Genomic DNA, 16,652 nt, shown 5'->3' on the forward strand with positions numbered 1-16,652 from the left:
CGCAGGCACACGATCACCGAGCCGCTCCGGTGGTCGAGTGCCCCCGCGAGCGCCAGCAAGCTGGGGGTGTATCGAGACCACCAGCAACGGTGATCTCGAAACACCCGCTCGCAGACCTCGCAGGCACTCGATCACCGAGCCGCTCCGGTGGTCGAGTGCCCCCGCGAGCGCCAGCGAGCTGGGGGTGTATCGAGACCACCAGCAAGGGTGATCTCGAAACACCCGCTCGCAGAGCTCGCGGGCACTCAATGACAGGGACGTCGGTCAGAACAGGCGGCGCATCAGCTTGAGGGCGCGGTCGGTGTAGGGCGGGTAGACGAACTTCGGGTCCGGCTTGGACGGCTTGGCGAGCACGGCCTTGCGATGGCTGAACGTCTGGAAGCCCCACTCGCCGTGGTACGCGCCGGTGCCGCTGTCGCCGACGCCGCCGAACGGCAGCTGCGGCACGAGGACGTGCATCGCGATGTGGTTGAACACGGTGCCGCCGGCGGGGACGTCGGCCAGGCGGTCGCGCGTCGCTTTGGACTTCGTGAAGCCGTACAGGGCGAGCGGCTTCGGCCGGCCGTTGATGAACCGGACCGCCTCGTCGAGGTTGCTCACCGGGATGATCGGCAGGATCGGGCCGAAGATCTCGTCGGTCATGGCCGGCTCGTCGGGGTCGGGGTCGACGATGACGGTGGGCTGGATCGTGCAGTCGGCCGCCGACACCTCTCCGCCGGCGACGACCGTGCCCTTCGTGGCCTCGAGGTAGCTGGCGAGCCGCTGATGCTGGCGCTCGTTGACGATCGGCAGACCGGCGTCGGGCGCCTCGGAGCGGAACTCCTTGAGCGTCGAGAGCAGCGTGTCGACGAACTTCTGCCGCACGGGCTCCTCGACCAGGATGTAGTCCGGCGCGATGCACGTCTGGCCGGAGTTGAGCAGCTTCACCCAGGCGATGCGACGGGCGGCCACCTCGATGTCGGCGTCGGCGGCGATGACGACCGGGCTCTTGCCGCCCAGCTCGAGCGTGACCGGCGTGAGCGTCGGCGCCGCGCCGGCCATGATCTTGCGGCCGATCTCGGTGCCGCCGGTGAACAGGACGTGGTCGAAGCCGAGCGCCAGCAGGTTCTGCGACGTGGCGCCGTCGCCTTCGACGACCACGACGGCCTCGGGGTCGAGGTACTTCGGCAGCAGGTCGGCCATCAGCGCGGAGCAGGCCGGCGCGAGCTCGGACGGCTTGACGACCACGCAGTTGCCGGCCGCCACGGCGGCGACGAGCGGGCTCAGCGCGAGGTAGATCGGGTAGTTCCACGGCGAGATGACCAAGACGACGCCCAGCGGCTCGTACTGCACCCAGGCCTTGCTCGGGCGCTGGTTGAGCGGCAGGCCGGAACGACGCCGGCGCATCCACTTCTTCAGGTGCTTGCGCGCGTAGACGGCCTCGCCGAGGCTCGGGTTCACGTCCGCGAGCCACGCCTCCTCGGCGCTGCGACCGAGGTCGGCCTTCAGCGCAGCCGCGATGTCGGCCTCGCGCTCGGTGACGAGTCGCTCGATGCCCTCGATCTGCTTGAGGCGCCACTCGATCGACTTGGTGCGGCCTGACGCGTGCACGGCGCGCAGGCTCGCCATCAGGTCCTCGAGGCGCTCGGCCTCGGTGGACGCGGGGTTGATCTCGGTCGTGGTCATGGTGTTCCTCCGGTCAGACCGTGCAGGGCATGCGCTTGACCCCCCGCACGAAGTTTCCCACGAGGTGCTCCGGCTCGCCCAGGTCCAGGTTCGGCGCACGCGTGAGCAGCTGGGAGAAGATCTCGCGGATCTGGAACTTCGCGACGAAGTTCCCGAGGCAGAAGTGCGGCCCGCCGCCGCCGAACCCGACGTGCGGGTTGGGCTTGCGCAGCAGGTCGAGCTCGTAGGGGCGGTCGAAGACGCGCTCGTCGCGGTTGGCCGACGTGTACATCATCGCGACCCAGTCGCCCTCGGCGATCGGGACGCCGCGCAGCTCGGTGTCGCGGGTGACGGTGCGCCGGAACGTCATGACCGGCGACGCCCAGCGCAGCAGCTCGTCGGTGGCGGTGCCGATGACGCCGTCGAAGTCGTCGCGCAGGAGCGCGCGCTGCTCCGGGAAGTCCTGCAGCGCCCGCGCGCCGAGGCTGATGGTGTTGCGCGTCGTGTCGTTGCCTGCGACGGAGATGAGGACGAAGAACGCGGCGATCTCGTCGTCGGTGAGCCGCTGCCCGTCGACCTCGGCCTGGACGAGGTTCGTCATCAGGTCCTCGGCCGGGTGGTTGCGGCGGTGGTCGGCGAACTCCAGGCCCATCATCAGCAGACCGACGAGCGCCTCGTTGAGGACCTCGCCCGGCTCGCGGCCGTCGAGGACGTCGAGGTCGTTGAACCCGACCATCTGGTCGGCGAGGTGCGCGGCCTCGTCGCGCACGGCCGGGTCGAGGCCCATCATCTCGTAGACGGTCCACATCGGGAGGCGCTTGGAGACGAGCTCGACGAAGTCGCCCTCGCCGGCGTCGAGGAGGTCGTCGACGATTCGCTGCGCCTGCGCCTTGATCTGCTGCTCGATGAGCTGCACCTGCTTGCGGGTGAACGCGGCGCTCACCAGCGCCCGCAGCGCTCCGTGGCGCGGGGCGTCCTCGGCCAGGAACGAGTGCGACGCGCTGAGCAGGTCGTCGGGGACGTCCTCCCACTGCACGCCCTGGCCGGAGCAGAACGTCTCGGGGTCGCGGCTGACCGCGCGGACGTCCTCGTGGCGGGTGACGACCCAGACGCCCTCCTGCTCGGACGGCATGATCCCGCCCTCCATCGGCGGGTGCCAGCTGACCGGCGCCTCGTCGCGGAGCGTGCGGAACACCTCCTCGCGCTCGTCGAACGTGCGACCCCAGAAGTCGAGGTCGGTGACGCGGAGCGGGTGGAACGCGCGGTCCGTGGCGACGGTCATCCGTTCCTCCTGGGGTCCCCGTGAAAGCGCGAGCTCTCGCGGGTTCTGACGCGATACAGGCAGCTTGCGAGCGGTTTCATGGGGAGAACTACGCGACGACCAGGTCGTCGCGACCGTCCTGCTTGAGGCGGTCGACGTAGACGGGGTACAGCTTCTTGCTCAGCGGAGCCAGGCGAAGCAGCGAGGCGACGTTGCCGCTGACCTTGATCTTTCCCTTGGCCATCGCGAGCGGCAGGTTCTCCTTGCCCTGCCAGTACGCGTTGCCGACGTCCGCGGACATCGCCATGGTGGCGCCGACCTGGAGGTCGCCGACCTCCTCGCTGACCGCGCCGTTCGCCATGTCGACGACGAGGCGGGTGTCGGGATCGGAGAACTCGAACAGCAGCACGACGTCGGCGGCCTTGAGCTTGGGAGCGAGCTCGGGGTCCTGGAAGGCGGTCTCGAAGATGCCACCGATGTAGTGGACGACTTCGCCGGAATCACGGAACGACATTCCATAAGTCTACTTATGGAAACCCGGTCTTGTCTATACGATGTGCTCGTGCCGACCACGAACGACGCCCTGCAGGACCGCTACTACGTCGCGGGCCTGCAGATCCTCGCGGAGGACGGCTACGGCGGGCTGAAGCTCGCGCCGCTGTGCGCCCGGCTCGGCGTCACCACCGGCGCGTTCTACCACTCGTTCGAGTCGTGGCAGGACTACACCACACGTCTCATCGACCACTGGCACACCGAGCGCACCACCCGCACCAGCGAGCTGGCCCGCAGCGAGGGCGACATCAACGAGCGCATCGACCTGCTGATGCAGGCCGGCATCAGCCTTCCGCACTCCGCGGAGGCGGCGATCCGGGTGTGGGCGGGCATCGACCCGGCGGTCGCGGCGGTGCAGGAGGATGTCGACCGCGAGCGCCTGGACGCGGTGCAGGAGGCGTTCGAGGCGCTGATCGGCGATCCGGAGCGGGCCGCGGTGCTCGCGCGCGCCGCGTTGTACCTGCTCATCGGCTATGAGCAGTCCACCGGCGTCCACGACGTCGCCACGCTGGAGTGGTCCCTGGAGCAGTTCCGGGCGATGGCGCTCGCGATGGCGGACGAGTCCGGAAAAACTTTCTCGTCACCTCCGTAACCCCCTCGACTAGAACTCGTTGTAGTGAGTGCAGGTGGCACCAACTCCCTCCCGCCATTTGCTTCGCAAACCCGGCCCGTGGCTCCCTCCCGGCCGGGTTTTGCACGTCCGGGGGAAGAATCGCCTCATGAGCGAGCCGCGAGTCTTCCTCCTGAGAGCCGTCAACGTGGGCGGGGCCAAGCTCCCGATGGCCGAGCTGCGGGAGATCGCCGCCGACCTGGGCGCCACCCACGTCTCCACCTACATCGCGTCGGGCAACCTGATCGCCACCCCGCCGAAGGACCTCGACGCCTTCGAGCGCGGGCTCGAGCAGGCCATCGAGAAGCGGTACGGGTTCTTCCGCGAGGTGGTCTCGCGCACGCGCGCCGAGCTGCAGGAGGCCCTCGACGCCCACCCGTTCGAGGTGGTCCAGGCCAAGTTCTCGTACGTCTCGTTCATGGCGAAGGAGCCGACGAAGGCCGCGATCGAGAAGGCCCGGACGTTCGAGACCGGCGACGACCACTGGGAGGTCATCGGCCGCGACCTCCACATCCGCTACGCGGACGGCGCCGGCCACGAGCAGATGAAGACGAACACGATCCTCAAGGCCCTCGGCGAGCCGGCCACCGCCCGCAACCTCAACACCGTCGAGAAGCTCATCGGGCTGATTTCCGCGTGAGTCCTAGTCTGGACGGGTGATTCCCCCCGTCCTGACCGATCGCCGCTGGCTGGTTCTGACGGGCGCGGGCGTGTCCACCGACTCGGGGATCCCGGACTACCGCGGGCCGGGTGCGCCGGTCCGCACGCCGATGACCTATCAGGAGCTCGTCTCCGGCCCCGAGACTCAGCAGCGGTACTGGGCGCGGGCGCACGTCGGCTGGAGCCGGATGTCCGAGGCACAGCCGAACGCCACGCACCACGCGCTCGTCGAGCTCGAGGCGGCCGGACGGCTCAGCGGGCTGATCACGCAGAACGTCGACGGGCTGCACGAGAAGGCCGGGCACCGCGACGTCATCGACCTGCACGGGCGCGTCGACCGCGTCATCTGCCTCGACTGCCGTGAGCTGTCCACCCGCGACGAGCTCCAGGCCCGGCTGTCCGTCCTCAACCCCGGCTGGGCCGACCAGCACGCGACGATGCGCCCGGACGGCGACGTCGAGCTCGACGACACGTCGGGCTTCGCGGTCGCCGGCTGCTCGAGCTGCGGCGGGCGGCTCAAGCCGGACGTCGTCTTCTTCGGCGAGAACGTGCCGAAGGACCGGGTCGAGCGCTGCTACGCCCTGACCGAGGCGGCCGAGGCACTGGTGGTGTTCGGCTCGTCGTTGCAGGTGATGTCCGGCCTGCGGTTCGTCCGTCGGGCGCGAGCCAACGGGATCCCGGTCGTCATCGTCAACCGCGGCGCCACGCGCGGCGACGACCTCGCGGACGTGAAGCTCGACGCCGGGTGTGCCGAGACGCTCGCGGCCTGGTCGGGCACGGAGGTGACGACGGGTGCCCCCGTCTGACGACCTGTGCGTCCCCGACGGCACCCGGCTCCTCCACGTCGGCCCGCACAAGACCGGTACCACGTCGGTGCAGCACGCGTTCCACACGTCGCGGCCGGCACTCGCCCGGCAGGGCATCGCCTACGCCGGCGCCGACAGCCAGCCGATGGTGCAGGTGCAGACGCTCGTCGACGCCTACACGGATCGCGACGTCGTCGGCTCCGCGAAGACGCTGCGGCCGTGGAAGTCGTTCGCCCGGGAGGTCCGACGCAGTCGCGCGCGGTGCGTGGTCGTCAGCAGCGAGTTCTTCGCCGACGCCCGGCCCGCCGCGATCGAACGGGCGGTCGACGACCTGGGCGGGGGTTCCGGGCCGTGGGCGGAAAGATCTGGCTCGTCCGGCCTCCACGTCGTCGTCACGCTGCGGCCGATCGCCGGACTGCTCGCGTCGCAGTGGCAGCAGTACGTGCAGAGCGGCCTGCGCGCGGACCTGGACACCTGGCTCACCGCGATGCTCCACGAGGCCGACACCACGCGCTTGACCCCGACGTTCTGGTGGCGGCACCGGCACGACCGGCTGGTGGAGCGGTGGGCCGCCGCGGTGGGGACGGACCACGTCACCGTCGTCGTCGCCGACCGACGCCGTCCCGACCACCTCCTCCGGGTCTTCGAGCAGCTGACCGGCGCCGCCGAGGGGACCCTGTCGGCGGAGGACGACCTGGCGAACCGGTCGCTGTCCTGGTCCGAGGTCGAGCTCATCCGCGAGTTCAACCGGCAGTTCACGAAGGCGAAGCTGCCCAAGCACATGCATCTGCAGGCGATGCGACTCGGCGCCGCGCGCTACCTGCAGGCCCGCCCCCGCGACGCGTCGGAGCCGAAGGTCCGGGCACAGCAGTGGGCCCTCGACGAGGCGGCGGGCATCGGGGCGGAGATGGCCGGCGCCATCGCCGCGTCAGGAGTGCGCGTCGTCGGCGACCTCGCCGACCTGGCCACCACCCCCGAGGCCGGCGACGGCGTGGCGCCCACCGAGGTGTCCACCCGGCTGGCCGCCGCCGCGGCGATGGGCGTGCTGCACGCCAGCGGGATGACCGAGCCGTACCGCGACCCCGACGAGCTGCCCGTGCGTCCCGTGCCCACCCGCCACGTCGTCCGGCTCGGCCGCGCTCGCCTGCGCCGCAAGGCCAAGCAGGTGCTCTCCGGCGACGACGACGCCAACGGTTGAAGAACGCACCCGAAGCCCGGATTCAGCGGTACTTTCAGCCCATGACCGATGAGACCGTCACCCCCGCCGCAGGCACGCCTGCGTCGGGCTACCCGATCACCTACACGTTCGACACGCCCGAGAAGATCGCGCGCTGGCGACCGTTGGTGCACTGGCTGCTCGCCATCCCGCACATCATCGTGCTCTACGTGCTCGGCATCGTGGCCGAGCTCCTCGCCGTCGTCAGCTGGATCGTCGGCGTGATCACCGGCACGGTGCCGGAGGGCCTGCAGAAGCCGATCATCATGTACGTCCGCTACTCCGCACGGGTCGGCACCTACCTGTTCTGGCTGCGCGAGGAGTATCCGCCGTTCGCCTTCGACACGTCGTTCGACGACCCGGGAACGGACCCCCGTGTCCGCATCGACGTCGTCCCGTCGACCGAGGGACGCAACCGGCTCACCATCTTCTTCCGCCTGCTGCTGGCGATCCCGCAGTTCATCGTGCTCGCGCTGGTGGGCATCGCCGTCGGCGTCGTCGTCTTCGTCGGCTGGTTCGCCGTGATCATCCTCGGCCGCTGGCCCGAGGGCATGGGCCGGTTCGTCATCGGCGTCTCGCGCTGGAACACCAGGCTCGTCAGCTACGTCTACCTGCTGACCGACGAGTACCCGCCGTTCAGCACCCAGTAGGGCTCAGGAGAGCTGGCGCAGCCGGACCGTCTCGGGAAGCTGCGCCAGCTCGGCGAGCACCTCAGGTGCGACGGCCTCGGCGACGTCGGTGATGACGTAGCCGTGCTCGCCGCGGGTCGCGAGCGACTGCGCCTCGATGTTGACGCCGTGGTCGCCCATCAGCCCGTTGATCGTGGCGAGGACGCCGGGGGCGTTGAGGTGCACGTGCGCCAGGCGGTGCCGCGTGGTGTCGGCCGCGAGGTTGATCTCGGGCAGGTTCACGCTGAGCGACGTGCTGCCGAACGCGGTGTACGAGCGCAGCTTGGACGCGACGAAGCGCCCGATGTCCTGCTGCGCCTCCTCGGTGCTGCCGCCGACGTGCGGGGTGAGGATGACGTTCTTGAGGCCGCGGAGCTCGGACTCGAACGGGTCGCCCTGACGCTTGGGCTCGACCGGGAAGACGTCGACCGCGGCGCCGGCGATGTGGCCGGACTCGATGTGCGCCCGCAGCGCGGCCGGGTCGACGGCGATGCCGCGGGAGAGGTTGAGGAACAGCGAGCGCGGCTTCATCAGCGACATCTCCGCGTCGCCGAACAGGCCCGCGTTGCCCGGCCGGCCGTCGACGTGCAACGTGACGACGTCGGCCTCGGCGAGCAGCTCCTCGAGCGTGGCGCAGCGGCGCGCGTTGCCGAGGGCGAGCTTGTCGTCGATGTCGTAGAAGATCACCTTGAAGCCGAGCGCCTCGGCGAGCACCGACAGCTGGCTGCCGATGTTGCCGTAGCCGACGATGCCGAGCGTGCGGCCGCGCACCTCGTGGCTGCCGGCGGCCGACTTGTTCCAGATGCCGGCGTGCATGTCGGTGGACTTCTCGTGCAGGCGGCGGGCCAGCGAGATGATCTCCGCGATCGCGAGCTCCACCACCGAGCGGGTGTTGGAGTACGGCGCGTTGAAGACGGCGACGCCGCGGCGTGACGTGGCCGGCAGGTCGATCTGGTTGGTGCCGATGCAGAAGGCGCCGATGGCGAGCAGGTCCGGAGCGGCGTCGAGGACCTTCTCGGTGATGTACGTGGTGGACCGGATGCCGAGCAGGTGGACGCCCTGGATCGCCTCGATCAGCTCGTCCTCGCCGAGCGCGCGGTCGACCTGCTCGACCTGGTAGCCCTTGCCGCGCAGGAACTCGGCGCCGTCGGTGTGGATGTTCTCCAGCAGCAGCACGCGGACGTCGGCGTCGTCGATCGCCTCGGTGGGGAACGGCGTGGCTGGGGTCATGGTCATCATGGTCATGGTGGGCCTCCGTGCGGGAATTCTCGGAGGGGCCCAGGCGAACGGTCCCGTTGATCTCGGTCCGTCGGGGCTTCCCGGTGGTATCCACCTCAACGCCAGTCGCTCCCGACGTCACTAGTCTACGGACGCATGGGAGACCGGCGGGACCCGAGGGTCGACGAGTACCTGGAGAAGCTCCCGGACTGGCAGCAGGAGATCTTCGAGCAGGTGCGGGAGATCCTGCACGAGGCCGACCCGGAGCTGACGGAGACGATCAAGCGCACCGTCCAGCCCTACTTCGTTCTCGACGGGAACGTCGCGGCCTTCCTCGCCGCCAAGGACCACGTGAACGTCTTCGTCTACGACGGCGGCATCGTCCCCGACCCGGACGGGCTGATCACCGCCGGGCACGACAACCAGACCGCGCGGACCATCGGCTTCCGCGAGGGCGACGAGATCCGCCGCGAGCCCTTGCTGGCGTTCTTCCGTCAGCTGATCGCCGACAACCGCGCGGGTGGCTGGCGGAAGCTCAAGCAGCCCTGACCGCCGGTGGACGCGGAGCCACCGACACGCTGACGTCGCCCTGGGGCGGTGTGTAGGCGTCCACCTCGAGGGTCGCAGTGGACGCCAAGTCACCGCTCCAACGGGTCGATGGACGCTAGGTCACCGTTCAACGGAGACCACGGCGTCGAGCTCGACCTCGACCTTCCAGCGCGGGTCGAGCAGGCCGGCGACGACGACCATGGTGCTGGCCGGGCGGACGTCGCCGAAGGTCTCCCCGTGCACGGCGCCGATCGCGTCGGCGTCGGCGGCATCGATGATGAGCTGGCGGGTGCGGACGACGTCGGCGGGTGTCCCGCCGAGCTCGGCCAGGGCGTCGAGGGCGATCTCCCAGCAGCGACGCGCCTGGACGGCGGGGTCCGGGTCGACGTGGCCGTCCGGCCAGACCGGAGCAGTGCCGGAGACGGCGACCGTCTCGCCCACCCGGACGGCCCGGCTGAAGCCGATGGAGTCCTCGAACGGCGAGCCCGAGCGGGCGTGGCGGCGGGTCATCGCGGCTTGATGTTGGCCAGCCGGACCTGGCCCTGGGCGATCAGCCGGCCGTCCTGGTCGTGGGACTCCACGCGCCACAGCTGCTGCGTGCGGCCGCGCTGGATGGGCGTGGCGGTGACGTCGATGACGTCGCCGAGCTTGGCCTGACGCAGGAAGTCGCAGATGTTGTTCGTGCCGACGACGACGCTCTCGGGGTCGCGCTCCTGCAGCCAGATGTAGGCCGCAGAGCTCGCCGTCGACTCGTGCACCGAGCAGTAGACGCCGCCGTGCGGGATGCCGAAGGGCTGCAGGTGCTGCTCGCCGATCGTGAACCGCGCGACGACCTTGTCGGGGCCGGCCTCGATGTGCTCCACGCCGAGGACTCCGTCGAGCCCGGGTTGCTGTGTCATGGGCCGACTCTAGGAGCGGCCTTGAGATTCATACCCCTAGGGGGTACCGTCCGGGTCATGAGGTTGCTCGCTCCACTCCTGGCTGCGGTGCTGCTCCTGGCCGGGTGCGGGGGCGACACCGACCACAACGAGGCCGACATCGACTTCGCCCAGCAGATGGTCCCGCACCACGAGCAGGCCCTGGCGATGGCCGACCTGGTCGACGACGCCGGGGCGAGCGCGGAGGTCCGGGACCTGGCGGCACAGGTCGCGAAGAACCAGCGGCCGGAGATCCGCACGCTGAAGGCCTGGCTCGACGACTGGGACCCCCCCGACCCGCCGGGCCACGGGATGGCCCACATGCGGGAGGACTCGATGATGAGCGACTTCCGCATGAACCAGCTCGCCGCCGCCACCGGAACCGAGTTCGACCGGCTGTGGCTGAAGTCGATGATCCAGCACCACGAGGGCGCCGTGACCATGGCCGAGCGCGAGATGCGCGACGGCGAGAACTCCGAGGCCATCGACCTCGCCCACGACATCACCCGCACACAGGTGCGGGAGATCGACCTGATGAAGGAGCTCCTGCGATGAGCGATCCCAACCCCGGCTACAGCGACGACAAGGTCGCCGTCCTCGCCCGGCTCCGACGCATCGAGGGCCAGGTCCGCGGCCTGTCCCGCATGGTCGAGGAGGACACGTACTGCATCGACGTCCTCACCCAGGTCTCCGCGACGACCCGGGCGCTCGAGTCCGTCGCCCTGAAGCTGCTCGACGAGCACCTCGCCCACTGCGTCGTCGACGCCGCCCGCACCGGGGGTGACGAGGCCGACGTGAAGGTGCGCGAGGCCTCCGACGCCATCGCCCGACTCGTCCGATCCTGACCTTCGTTCCTTGAGCCCTTCGACAGGCTCAGGAACCACCTTCGAAAGGACCTTCATGACCACCGAGACCTTTTCCGTCACCGGCATGACCTGCGAGCACTGCGTCCACGCGGTGAGCGAGGAGGTCGGCGCGCTCGACGGCGTCACGTCCGTCGACGTCGACCTCGTCGCCGGCGGCACGTCCACCGTCACGGTCACGAGCGAGGCCCCGGTCTCGCGCGACTCCGTGGCGGAGGCGGTCGACGAGGCCGGCTACGCCCTGACATGACCGCTCCCACGGTGCTGCGGCTCGACGTGCAGGGGATGTCGTGCACGTCGTGCGCCGCGCGCATCGAGAAGAAGCTCAACCGGCTCGACGGTGTCACCGCCACGGTGAACTACGCGACCGAGAAGGCCACGGTCGAGCTGCCCGCGGGCCTCGACCCGCAGACGATCGTCGACACCGTCGCCAAGACCGGCTACTCCGCGACGCTCCCCCACGAGCAGCCCGCGGACGAGCATGGCGGCCTGCACGGCCTCCGCTCGATCCGGCGACGGCTGGTCGTCTCGGCGGTGCTGACCGTTCCGGTGCTCGTGCTGTCGATGGTGCCGGCGGCCCAGTTCGACTACTGGCAGTGGGTCGTGCTCGCGCTGGCCACGCCGGTCGTGCTGTGGGGCGCGTACCCGTTCCACTGGTCGGCCGCGCTCAACGCCCGGCACGGCGCCGCCACGATGGACACGCTGATCAGCGTCGGCGTCGGCGCCGCGTACCTGTGGTCGTTGTGGGCGCTGTTCGTCGGCGACGCCGGGGACCGGATGATGCGGATGGAGTGGACGTGGACGGCCGCCGGGGTGGGCGGCGACGAGATCTACCTCGAGGTCGCGTCCGCGGTCACCACGTTCATCCTCGCCGGCCACTTCCTGGAGGCGCGCGCGAAGAAGCAGTCGAGCGCCGCGCTCCGCGCCCTGATGGACCTGCAGCCGGTGGTCGACGTCGCGCTCGGCGAGGAGTTCACCGTGCGTCCGGGCGAGCGGATCGCCACCGACGGCGTCGTGGTCGAGGGCCGGTCCGGCGTCGACGAGTCGATGCTCACCGGTGAGTCCCTGCCGGTCGAGAAGGGTCCGGGTTCCGAGGTCACCGGCGCCACCGTGAACCTCGACGGCCGGCTGGTCGTCCGCGCCACCGCCGTCGGCGCCGACACCCGGCTCGCCCAGCTGGTGCGGCTCGTCGAGGAGGCCCAGGAGGGCAAGGCCGAGGTCCAGCGCCTGGCCGACCGCGTCTCCGCGTGGTTCGTGCCGGCCGTCATCGTGCTGGCCGTCCTGACGTTCGTCGGGTGGGTGCTTTCGACCAGCTCCACGACCGAGGCCTTCACCGCGGCCGTGGCCGTGCTGATCATCGCCTGCCCGTGCGCGCTCGGGCTCGCCACGCCGACCGCCCTGATGGTCGGCACCGGCCGGGGCGCCCAGCTCGGCATCCTGATCAAGGGCCCGCAGGTGCTGGAGTCGACGCGGCGCATCGACACCGTCGTGCTCGACAAGACCGGCACCGTCACCACCGGGCAGATGGCCGTCACCGACGTCACCCCCGCCGACGGGGTCGACGAGGACGACCTGCGGCACGTCGCCGCGACGCTCGAGCACGCGTCGGAGCACCCGGTCGCGCGGGCGATCGCGACGCTCACCGAGCCGGGTGCCGTCACCGAGTTCGAGAACGTCGCCGGCCAGGGCGTGCGGGGCGTCGTCGACGGCCGGGTCGTCCGGGCGGGGCGGCCGTCGTGGGTGGGTCACGTCCTTTCGACGAGCTCAAGGACCGAGGGCGCGGCAAGCATCGGGACCGTCGTCGCGGTGGAGGCGGACGGGCAGCCGCTCGGCACCATCACCGTCGCGGACACGGTGAAGGAGAGCTCAGCCGGTGCCGTCCGCGACCTCCGGGCGCTCGGGCTGGAGCCGGTGCTGCTGACCGGCGACCGTCGCGAGGTCGCCGAGGACGTGGCGCGCGAGGTCGGCATCGGGCGGGTCGAGGCCGAGGTGACGCCGGAGGACAAGCTCCGCACGGTCGAGAAGCTGCGCGACGAGGGTCGCGTCGTGGCGATGGTCGGCGACGGCGTCAACGATGCGGCGGCGCTCGCCGCGGCCGACCTCGGCATCGCGATGGGCACCGGCGCCGACGTCGCGATGGCCGCGTCCGACCTGACGCTCGTGCACGGCGACCTCGCCACCGCCGTCGACGCCGTCCGGCTGTCCCGCGCGACGCTGCGCACCATCCAGGGCAACCTGTTCTGGGCCTTCGCCTACAACGTCGCCGCCATCCCGCTGGCCGCCCTGGGCTTCCTCAACCCGATGATCGCCGGCCTGACCATGGCGTTCAGCTCGGTCTTCGTCGTCACCAACAGCCTCCGCCTGCGCCGGTTCCACTGACGACGTGTGATCTCGATACGCCTCACTCGCTGGCGCTCGCTCGGCACTCGATCACCGAGCATCCGGTGATCGAGTGCCGCCGAGGAACGAGGCGGTGTATCGAGATCACAGGGCGGCGAGCAGCTCCGCCTCATCGGCCGCGGTGAGGCCGGCGCGGCGCTCGCGGTCGAGGCCGCGGGCCCGCTCGTCCGCCATGATGTCGGCCAGCGTCTCGGCGAGCGGCCGCCGGGCCAGGCCGGCACCGGCGGCGCGGGACGTGTCCATCTCGACCATGCCCAGGGCGTCGTCGGGGATCCACAGCGACAGCGACCGCGGGCCCATCCAGGGCTGGACGTCGTGCTCGGCCAGCCAGTCCGCCGCCGCCGGCCGGGTCGAGCCGTCGTGGCCCGCGGCGCCCGCCGACATCGCGAGCACCTCGGCGAACGGCAGCGGCGTGCCGGCCGTGTTCATCACGCCGGTCACCCCGCGCAGCGCCGCGTCGACGATGAACGTGGCGAGGTCACGGACGTCGAGCACCTGGACGGGCAGGTCCGGGACGTCCGGCACGAGCGCGGGGCCGGGGTCCCGCGCGAAGCGAGCGACCCAGTAGCCGAGCCGGTCCGACGGGTCGCCCGGCCCGCCGAGCAGCCCGGCGCGGAGCACCAGGTGGTTCGGCAACGCCGTCACGGCCTGCTCGCACGCGACCTTGCCCTCGCCGTAGAGCTCGGGTGTCGCGACGTCGTCGGCCAGCGGCTCGAGCAGGGCGGCGTCCTCCACCAGCGGGACGGACAGGTCGGCGTAGACGTTGCCGGTGGACACGAACGTCCAGTGACCGGCGAGGTCGCCGAGGGTGAGCACCGCGCTGCGCGCATGGCCGGGCTGACGGGTGACGTCGACGACGGCGTCCCACCGCTGCTGGGTGAGGTCGTCGTAGGCCAGTGGGTCGTCGCGGTCGCCGCGGACGAACCGCACGCCGGGTGGGGCGTCGCCCGACTCGCCCCGGGCCAGGCACGTGACGTCGTGCCCGCGCGCCGCGGCCTCGCGCGCCACCTCCCGCCCGAGCCACGCCGTTCCGCCGAGGACCAGGAAGGACGTCATGCCCCCACGCAAGCACCCATCCGAGCGACCCGCCAGGCCCGTTCGCCCACAGCGCACGAACCGGGTGGGGGTGGGTGATGCCGCATAGCATCGAGGACGTGCCCCGCAGCAGCCCCGTCGTCACTCACCTCGGCCCCGCCGACGCTGAGCTCGACGAGCCGGTGCTCGGCCGCATCGCCGGGCTGCTCCACCCCTACCGCAGCAAGCTCGTGCTCGTCGCGGTCGCCGTCGTCTCGGCCGCGATCCTGAACTCGCTCGCACCGTTCCTCACCAAGGCGGTGTTCGACGACGCCCTGTTCCCGAAGTCCGGCGACCCGCGGATGGACCTGCTCGCCTGGCTGGTCGTCGGGCTGTGCGTCATCCCGATCGTGGCGGCCCTCATCGGCATCGCCCAGAACTGGCTGACGTCCACCGTCGGCAACTCCGCGATGGCCGACCTCCGCGGCGATCTGTTCGCGCACCTGCAGACGATGGAGCTGGCGTTCTTCACCGCCACCAAGACCGGCAACATCCAGTCGCGGCTGGCCAACGACGTCGCCGGCGTGCGCACCGTGCTCACCGACACCGCAACGTCGATCCTGCAGAACACCGTCACGGTCACGGCGGCGTTCATCGCGATGGTGGTCCTGTCCTGGCAGCTCACGATCCTGACCCTGATCCTGATGCCGGTGTTCATCGCCATCCAGCTGCGCGTCGGGCGACGTCGGCAGCGCCTCGCGCGCAAGACGCAGGAGTCGCTGTCGGAGATGACGGCCATCACCGAGGAGGCGCTCAGCGTCTCCGGCATCCTGCTCTCCAAGGTCTTCAACCGCGCCGACGCCGAGGTCGAGCGGTACCGCGAGGCCAATCGGCAGCAGACCCGCCTGCAGGTCGAGCAGGCGATGACCGGCCGCGCGTTCTTCGCCACCGTGCAGGCGTTCTTCGCCATCACGCCGGCCGTGCTCTACCTCGCCGCCGGCCTGATGATCACCGGCGGCTCGGCCACGCTGACGGCCGGCACGCTCGTCGCGTTCACCACGCTGCAGGCCCGGCTGCAGATGCCGCTGCTCCAGCTGATGCGCGTGAGCCTCGACGTCCAGACGTCGCTCGCGCTGTTCCGTCGGATCTTCGAGTACCTCGACCTCGAGCCGGCCATCACCGAGAAGCCCGGTGCGGTCCGCATCGACGACGCCGACCTGCACGGTGCCATCGAGTTCCGCGACGTCTGGTTCCAGTACCCCGAGCCGCGGGCCTTGTCCGGCACCGTCAACCGCGACCGGTTCGGGGACTCCGGCGTGCGGATCGAGCGCGACGAGGACGCGGCGCCGAGCGAGGGCTGGGCGCTGCGCGGAGTGAGCCTGCGGGTCGAGCCCGGACAGCTGGCCGCGATCGTCGGCCCGTCCGGTGCGGGCAAGACCACCATGACGTACCTGGTGCCGCGGTTCTACGACGTCACCGAGGGCGCGGTGCTCATCGACGGCCACGACGTCCGCGACCTGACGCTCGGCTCGGTGGCCGAGGCGGTCGGCATGGTCACCCAGGAGCCATACCTGTTCCACGGCACCATCCGCGACAACATCGCCTACGCCAAGCCCGACGCCACGGCGGCGGAGATCGAGCAAGCCGCACGCGACGCGAACATCCACGACCGCATCCTCGGGTTCGCCGACGGCTACGAGACCATCACCGGCGAGCGCGGCTACCGGCTGTCCGGCGGCGAGAAGCAACGCCTCGCCATCGCCCGCGTCCTGCTGATGGACCCGCGCATCCTGATCCTCGACGAGGCCACGTCGGCGCTCGACACCGAGACCGAGCGACTGGTGCAGGAGGCACTCGAGCGCGCCACCCGCGACCGCACCACCATCGCCATCGCCCACCGGCTGTCCACCATCCGCTCCGCCGACGTCATCTTCGGCATCGACGACGGCATGGTGGTGGAGAGCGGCAGCCACGACGAGCTGCTCGAGGCCGGCGGGCTCTACGCGCGGCTCTACGTCGAGCAGTTCGGCTCGGGCCAGATCGAGGCCCGGTTCACCGACGGCGTCCGGTACTCCGACGGCTCACTGGTCTGCGACCGCCGCCACGACGACCGTCGCGCCGACGTGTCCTTCTGAGACGCGCCGAGCGCGCTCAGCGCGCGAACGTGCGGCCAGGTCGAGTGTGCGCGCCGGAGGCGCCCGGCGTATCGAGACCTAGTGGGTGATCAAACTCGCTCCGGGAGTGGTCTCGATACACGCCCAGCTCGCTGGCGCT

The 16,652-nt window shown here is 70.7% G+C and carries 18 protein-coding genes and 1 riboswitch; of the genes, 11 read left to right on the top strand and 7 right to left on the bottom strand.

Annotated features, from left to right (window positions below):
• Positions 1-264: 264 nt before the first annotated feature.
• The 3 genes from FHP06_RS15480 to FHP06_RS15490 form a co-directional block, all read right to left on the bottom strand.
• Positions 265-1,665 (bottom strand): aldehyde dehydrogenase family protein, encoded by a 1,401-nt coding sequence (locus FHP06_RS15480; protein ID WP_147687752.1) that lies wholly within the window; start codon positions 1,663-1,665, stop codon positions 265-267.
• Between the two features lie 13 nt (positions 1,666-1,678).
• On the bottom strand, positions 1,679-2,926 hold the full coding sequence (locus FHP06_RS15485) for a cytochrome P450 (RefSeq protein ID WP_147687754.1): 1,248 nt from the start codon (positions 2,924-2,926) through the stop codon (positions 1,679-1,681).
• A gap of 88 nt (positions 2,927-3,014) precedes the next feature.
• Positions 3,015-3,419, bottom strand: a complete 405-nt coding sequence (locus FHP06_RS15490; RefSeq protein WP_147687756.1) for an SCP2 sterol-binding domain-containing protein — start codon at positions 3,417-3,419, stop codon at positions 3,015-3,017.
• 48 nt (positions 3,420-3,467) lie between these two features.
• Between FHP06_RS15490 and FHP06_RS15495 the strand changes: the two genes are divergently transcribed.
• The 5 genes from FHP06_RS15495 (at position 3,468) to FHP06_RS15515 (ending at position 7,399) form a co-directional block, all read left to right on the top strand.
• A complete protein-coding gene (locus tag FHP06_RS15495; protein WP_187271972.1) occupies positions 3,468-4,049 on the top strand; it encodes a TetR/AcrR family transcriptional regulator in 582 nt (193 codons plus the stop codon).
• Positions 4,050-4,176: 127 nt separating this feature from the next.
• The gene (locus tag FHP06_RS15500; protein ID WP_147687760.1) at positions 4,177-4,707 is read left to right on the top strand and encodes a DUF1697 domain-containing protein; all 531 of its coding nucleotides are present in this window, start codon (positions 4,177-4,179) and stop codon (positions 4,705-4,707) included.
• Positions 4,708-4,723: 16 nt separating this feature from the next.
• A complete protein-coding gene (locus FHP06_RS15505; RefSeq protein ID WP_147687762.1) occupies positions 4,724-5,533 on the top strand; it encodes an NAD-dependent protein deacetylase in 810 nt (269 codons plus the stop codon).
• Entirely contained in the window at positions 5,520-6,731 is a 1,212-nt protein-coding gene (locus tag FHP06_RS15510; protein ID WP_147687764.1) for a hypothetical protein, read from the top strand. Before FHP06_RS15505 ends, FHP06_RS15510 begins: the two co-directional genes overlap by 14 nt.
• A gap of 41 nt (positions 6,732-6,772) precedes the next feature.
• The gene (locus FHP06_RS15515; protein ID WP_147687766.1) at positions 6,773-7,399 is read left to right on the top strand and encodes a DUF4389 domain-containing protein; all 627 of its coding nucleotides are present in this window, start codon (positions 6,773-6,775) and stop codon (positions 7,397-7,399) included.
• Between the two features lie 3 nt (positions 7,400-7,402).
• On the opposite strand, the gene serA is transcribed toward FHP06_RS15515, so the two are convergent.
• On the bottom strand, positions 7,403-8,647 hold the full coding sequence (serA, locus tag FHP06_RS15520) for a phosphoglycerate dehydrogenase (RefSeq protein ID WP_147687768.1): 1,245 nt from the start codon (positions 8,645-8,647) through the stop codon (positions 7,403-7,405).
• A 39-nt stretch (positions 8,648-8,686) separates the two neighbouring features.
• Positions 8,687-8,775, bottom strand: a riboswitch (ZMP/ZTP riboswitch).
• Between the two features lie 16 nt (positions 8,776-8,791).
• Here serA and FHP06_RS15525 point away from each other — a divergent pair.
• Positions 8,792-9,184, top strand: coding sequence for a DUF1801 domain-containing protein (locus tag FHP06_RS15525; protein WP_147687771.1), 393 nt, complete (start codon positions 8,792-8,794; stop codon positions 9,182-9,184).
• Positions 9,185-9,304: 120 nt separating this feature from the next.
• Here FHP06_RS15525 and FHP06_RS15530 read toward each other — a convergent pair whose 3' ends face one another.
• Positions 9,305-9,694: a RidA family protein gene (locus FHP06_RS15530; RefSeq protein ID WP_147687773.1), complete on the bottom strand. Its 390-nt coding sequence runs from the start codon at positions 9,692-9,694 to the stop codon at positions 9,305-9,307.
• Complete coding sequence (locus FHP06_RS15535) at positions 9,691-10,083, bottom strand: PaaI family thioesterase (RefSeq protein WP_147687774.1); 393 nt, start codon at positions 10,081-10,083, stop codon at positions 9,691-9,693. Before FHP06_RS15535 ends, FHP06_RS15530 begins: the two co-directional genes overlap by 4 nt.
• 57 nt (positions 10,084-10,140) lie before the next feature.
• Between FHP06_RS15535 and FHP06_RS15540 the strand changes: the two genes are divergently transcribed.
• From FHP06_RS15540 to FHP06_RS15555, 4 genes are read left to right on the top strand one after another with little or no spacing between them, the layout of a single operon-like run.
• Positions 10,141-10,656: a DUF305 domain-containing protein gene (locus FHP06_RS15540; RefSeq protein WP_147687776.1), complete on the top strand. Its 516-nt coding sequence runs from the start codon at positions 10,141-10,143 to the stop codon at positions 10,654-10,656.
• Entirely contained in the window at positions 10,653-10,946 is a 294-nt protein-coding gene (locus FHP06_RS15545; protein WP_147687778.1) for a metal-sensitive transcriptional regulator, read from the top strand. Before FHP06_RS15540 ends, FHP06_RS15545 begins: the two co-directional genes overlap by 4 nt.
• 55 nt (positions 10,947-11,001) lie before the next feature.
• Entirely contained in the window at positions 11,002-11,214 is a 213-nt protein-coding gene (locus tag FHP06_RS15550) for a heavy-metal-associated domain-containing protein (protein ID WP_147687780.1), read from the top strand.
• On the top strand, positions 11,211-13,343 hold the full coding sequence (locus FHP06_RS15555) for a heavy metal translocating P-type ATPase (RefSeq protein WP_147687782.1): 2,133 nt from the start codon (positions 11,211-11,213) through the stop codon (positions 13,341-13,343). The genes FHP06_RS15550 and FHP06_RS15555 overlap by 4 nt, the downstream gene beginning before the upstream one ends.
• A 105-nt stretch (positions 13,344-13,448) precedes the next feature.
• On the opposite strand, the gene FHP06_RS15560 is transcribed toward FHP06_RS15555, so the two are convergent.
• Positions 13,449-14,420 carry an NAD-dependent epimerase/dehydratase family protein gene (locus tag FHP06_RS15560; protein ID WP_147687784.1) on the bottom strand — a complete coding sequence of 324 codons (972 nt, stop codon included), beginning with the start codon at positions 14,418-14,420 and terminating at the stop codon, positions 13,449-13,451.
• 98 nt (positions 14,421-14,518) lie between these two features.
• Here FHP06_RS15560 and FHP06_RS15565 point away from each other — a divergent pair, with 98 nt between their 5' ends.
• On the top strand, positions 14,519-16,513 hold the full coding sequence (locus FHP06_RS15565; RefSeq protein ID WP_230973543.1) for an ABC transporter ATP-binding protein: 1,995 nt from the start codon (positions 14,519-14,521) through the stop codon (positions 16,511-16,513).
• Positions 16,514-16,652 lie beyond the last annotated feature (139 nt).

The organism is Aeromicrobium terrae (genome assembly GCF_008039565.1).
In the GTDB taxonomy this organism is placed as follows: domain Bacteria; phylum Actinomycetota; class Actinomycetes; order Propionibacteriales; family Nocardioidaceae; genus Aeromicrobium; species Aeromicrobium terrae.

Coding starts and splice junctions, on each gene's coding strand:
- FHP06_RS15485 (WP_147687754.1), bottom strand. CDS start 2,926: ATGACCGTCGCCACGGACCGCGCGTTCCACCCGCTCCGCGTCACCGAC.
- FHP06_RS15535 (WP_147687774.1), bottom strand. CDS start 10,083: ATGACACAGCAACCCGGGCTCGACGGAGTCCTCGGCGTGGAGCACATC.
- FHP06_RS15515 (WP_147687766.1), top strand. CDS start 6,773: ATGACCGATGAGACCGTCACCCCCGCCGCAGGCACGCCTGCGTCGGGC.
- FHP06_RS15540 (WP_147687776.1), top strand. CDS start 10,141: ATGAGGTTGCTCGCTCCACTCCTGGCTGCGGTGCTGCTCCTGGCCGGG.
- FHP06_RS15490 (WP_147687756.1), bottom strand. CDS start 3,419: ATGTCGTTCCGTGATTCCGGCGAAGTCGTCCACTACATCGGTGGCATC.
- FHP06_RS15545 (WP_147687778.1), top strand. CDS start 10,653: ATGAGCGATCCCAACCCCGGCTACAGCGACGACAAGGTCGCCGTCCTC.
- FHP06_RS15525 (WP_147687771.1), top strand. CDS start 8,792: ATGGGAGACCGGCGGGACCCGAGGGTCGACGAGTACCTGGAGAAGCTC.
- FHP06_RS15500 (WP_147687760.1), top strand. CDS start 4,177: ATGAGCGAGCCGCGAGTCTTCCTCCTGAGAGCCGTCAACGTGGGCGGG.
- FHP06_RS15530 (WP_147687773.1), bottom strand. CDS start 9,694: ATGACCCGCCGCCACGCCCGCTCGGGCTCGCCGTTCGAGGACTCCATC.
- FHP06_RS15480 (WP_147687752.1), bottom strand. CDS start 1,665: ATGACCACGACCGAGATCAACCCCGCGTCCACCGAGGCCGAGCGCCTC.
- FHP06_RS15550 (WP_147687780.1), top strand. CDS start 11,002: ATGACCACCGAGACCTTTTCCGTCACCGGCATGACCTGCGAGCACTGC.
- FHP06_RS15555 (WP_147687782.1), top strand. CDS start 11,211: ATGACCGCTCCCACGGTGCTGCGGCTCGACGTGCAGGGGATGTCGTGC.
- serA (WP_147687768.1), bottom strand. CDS start 8,647: ATGACCCCAGCCACGCCGTTCCCCACCGAGGCGATCGACGACGCCGAC.
- FHP06_RS15560 (WP_147687784.1), bottom strand. CDS start 14,420: ATGACGTCCTTCCTGGTCCTCGGCGGAACGGCGTGGCTCGGGCGGGAG.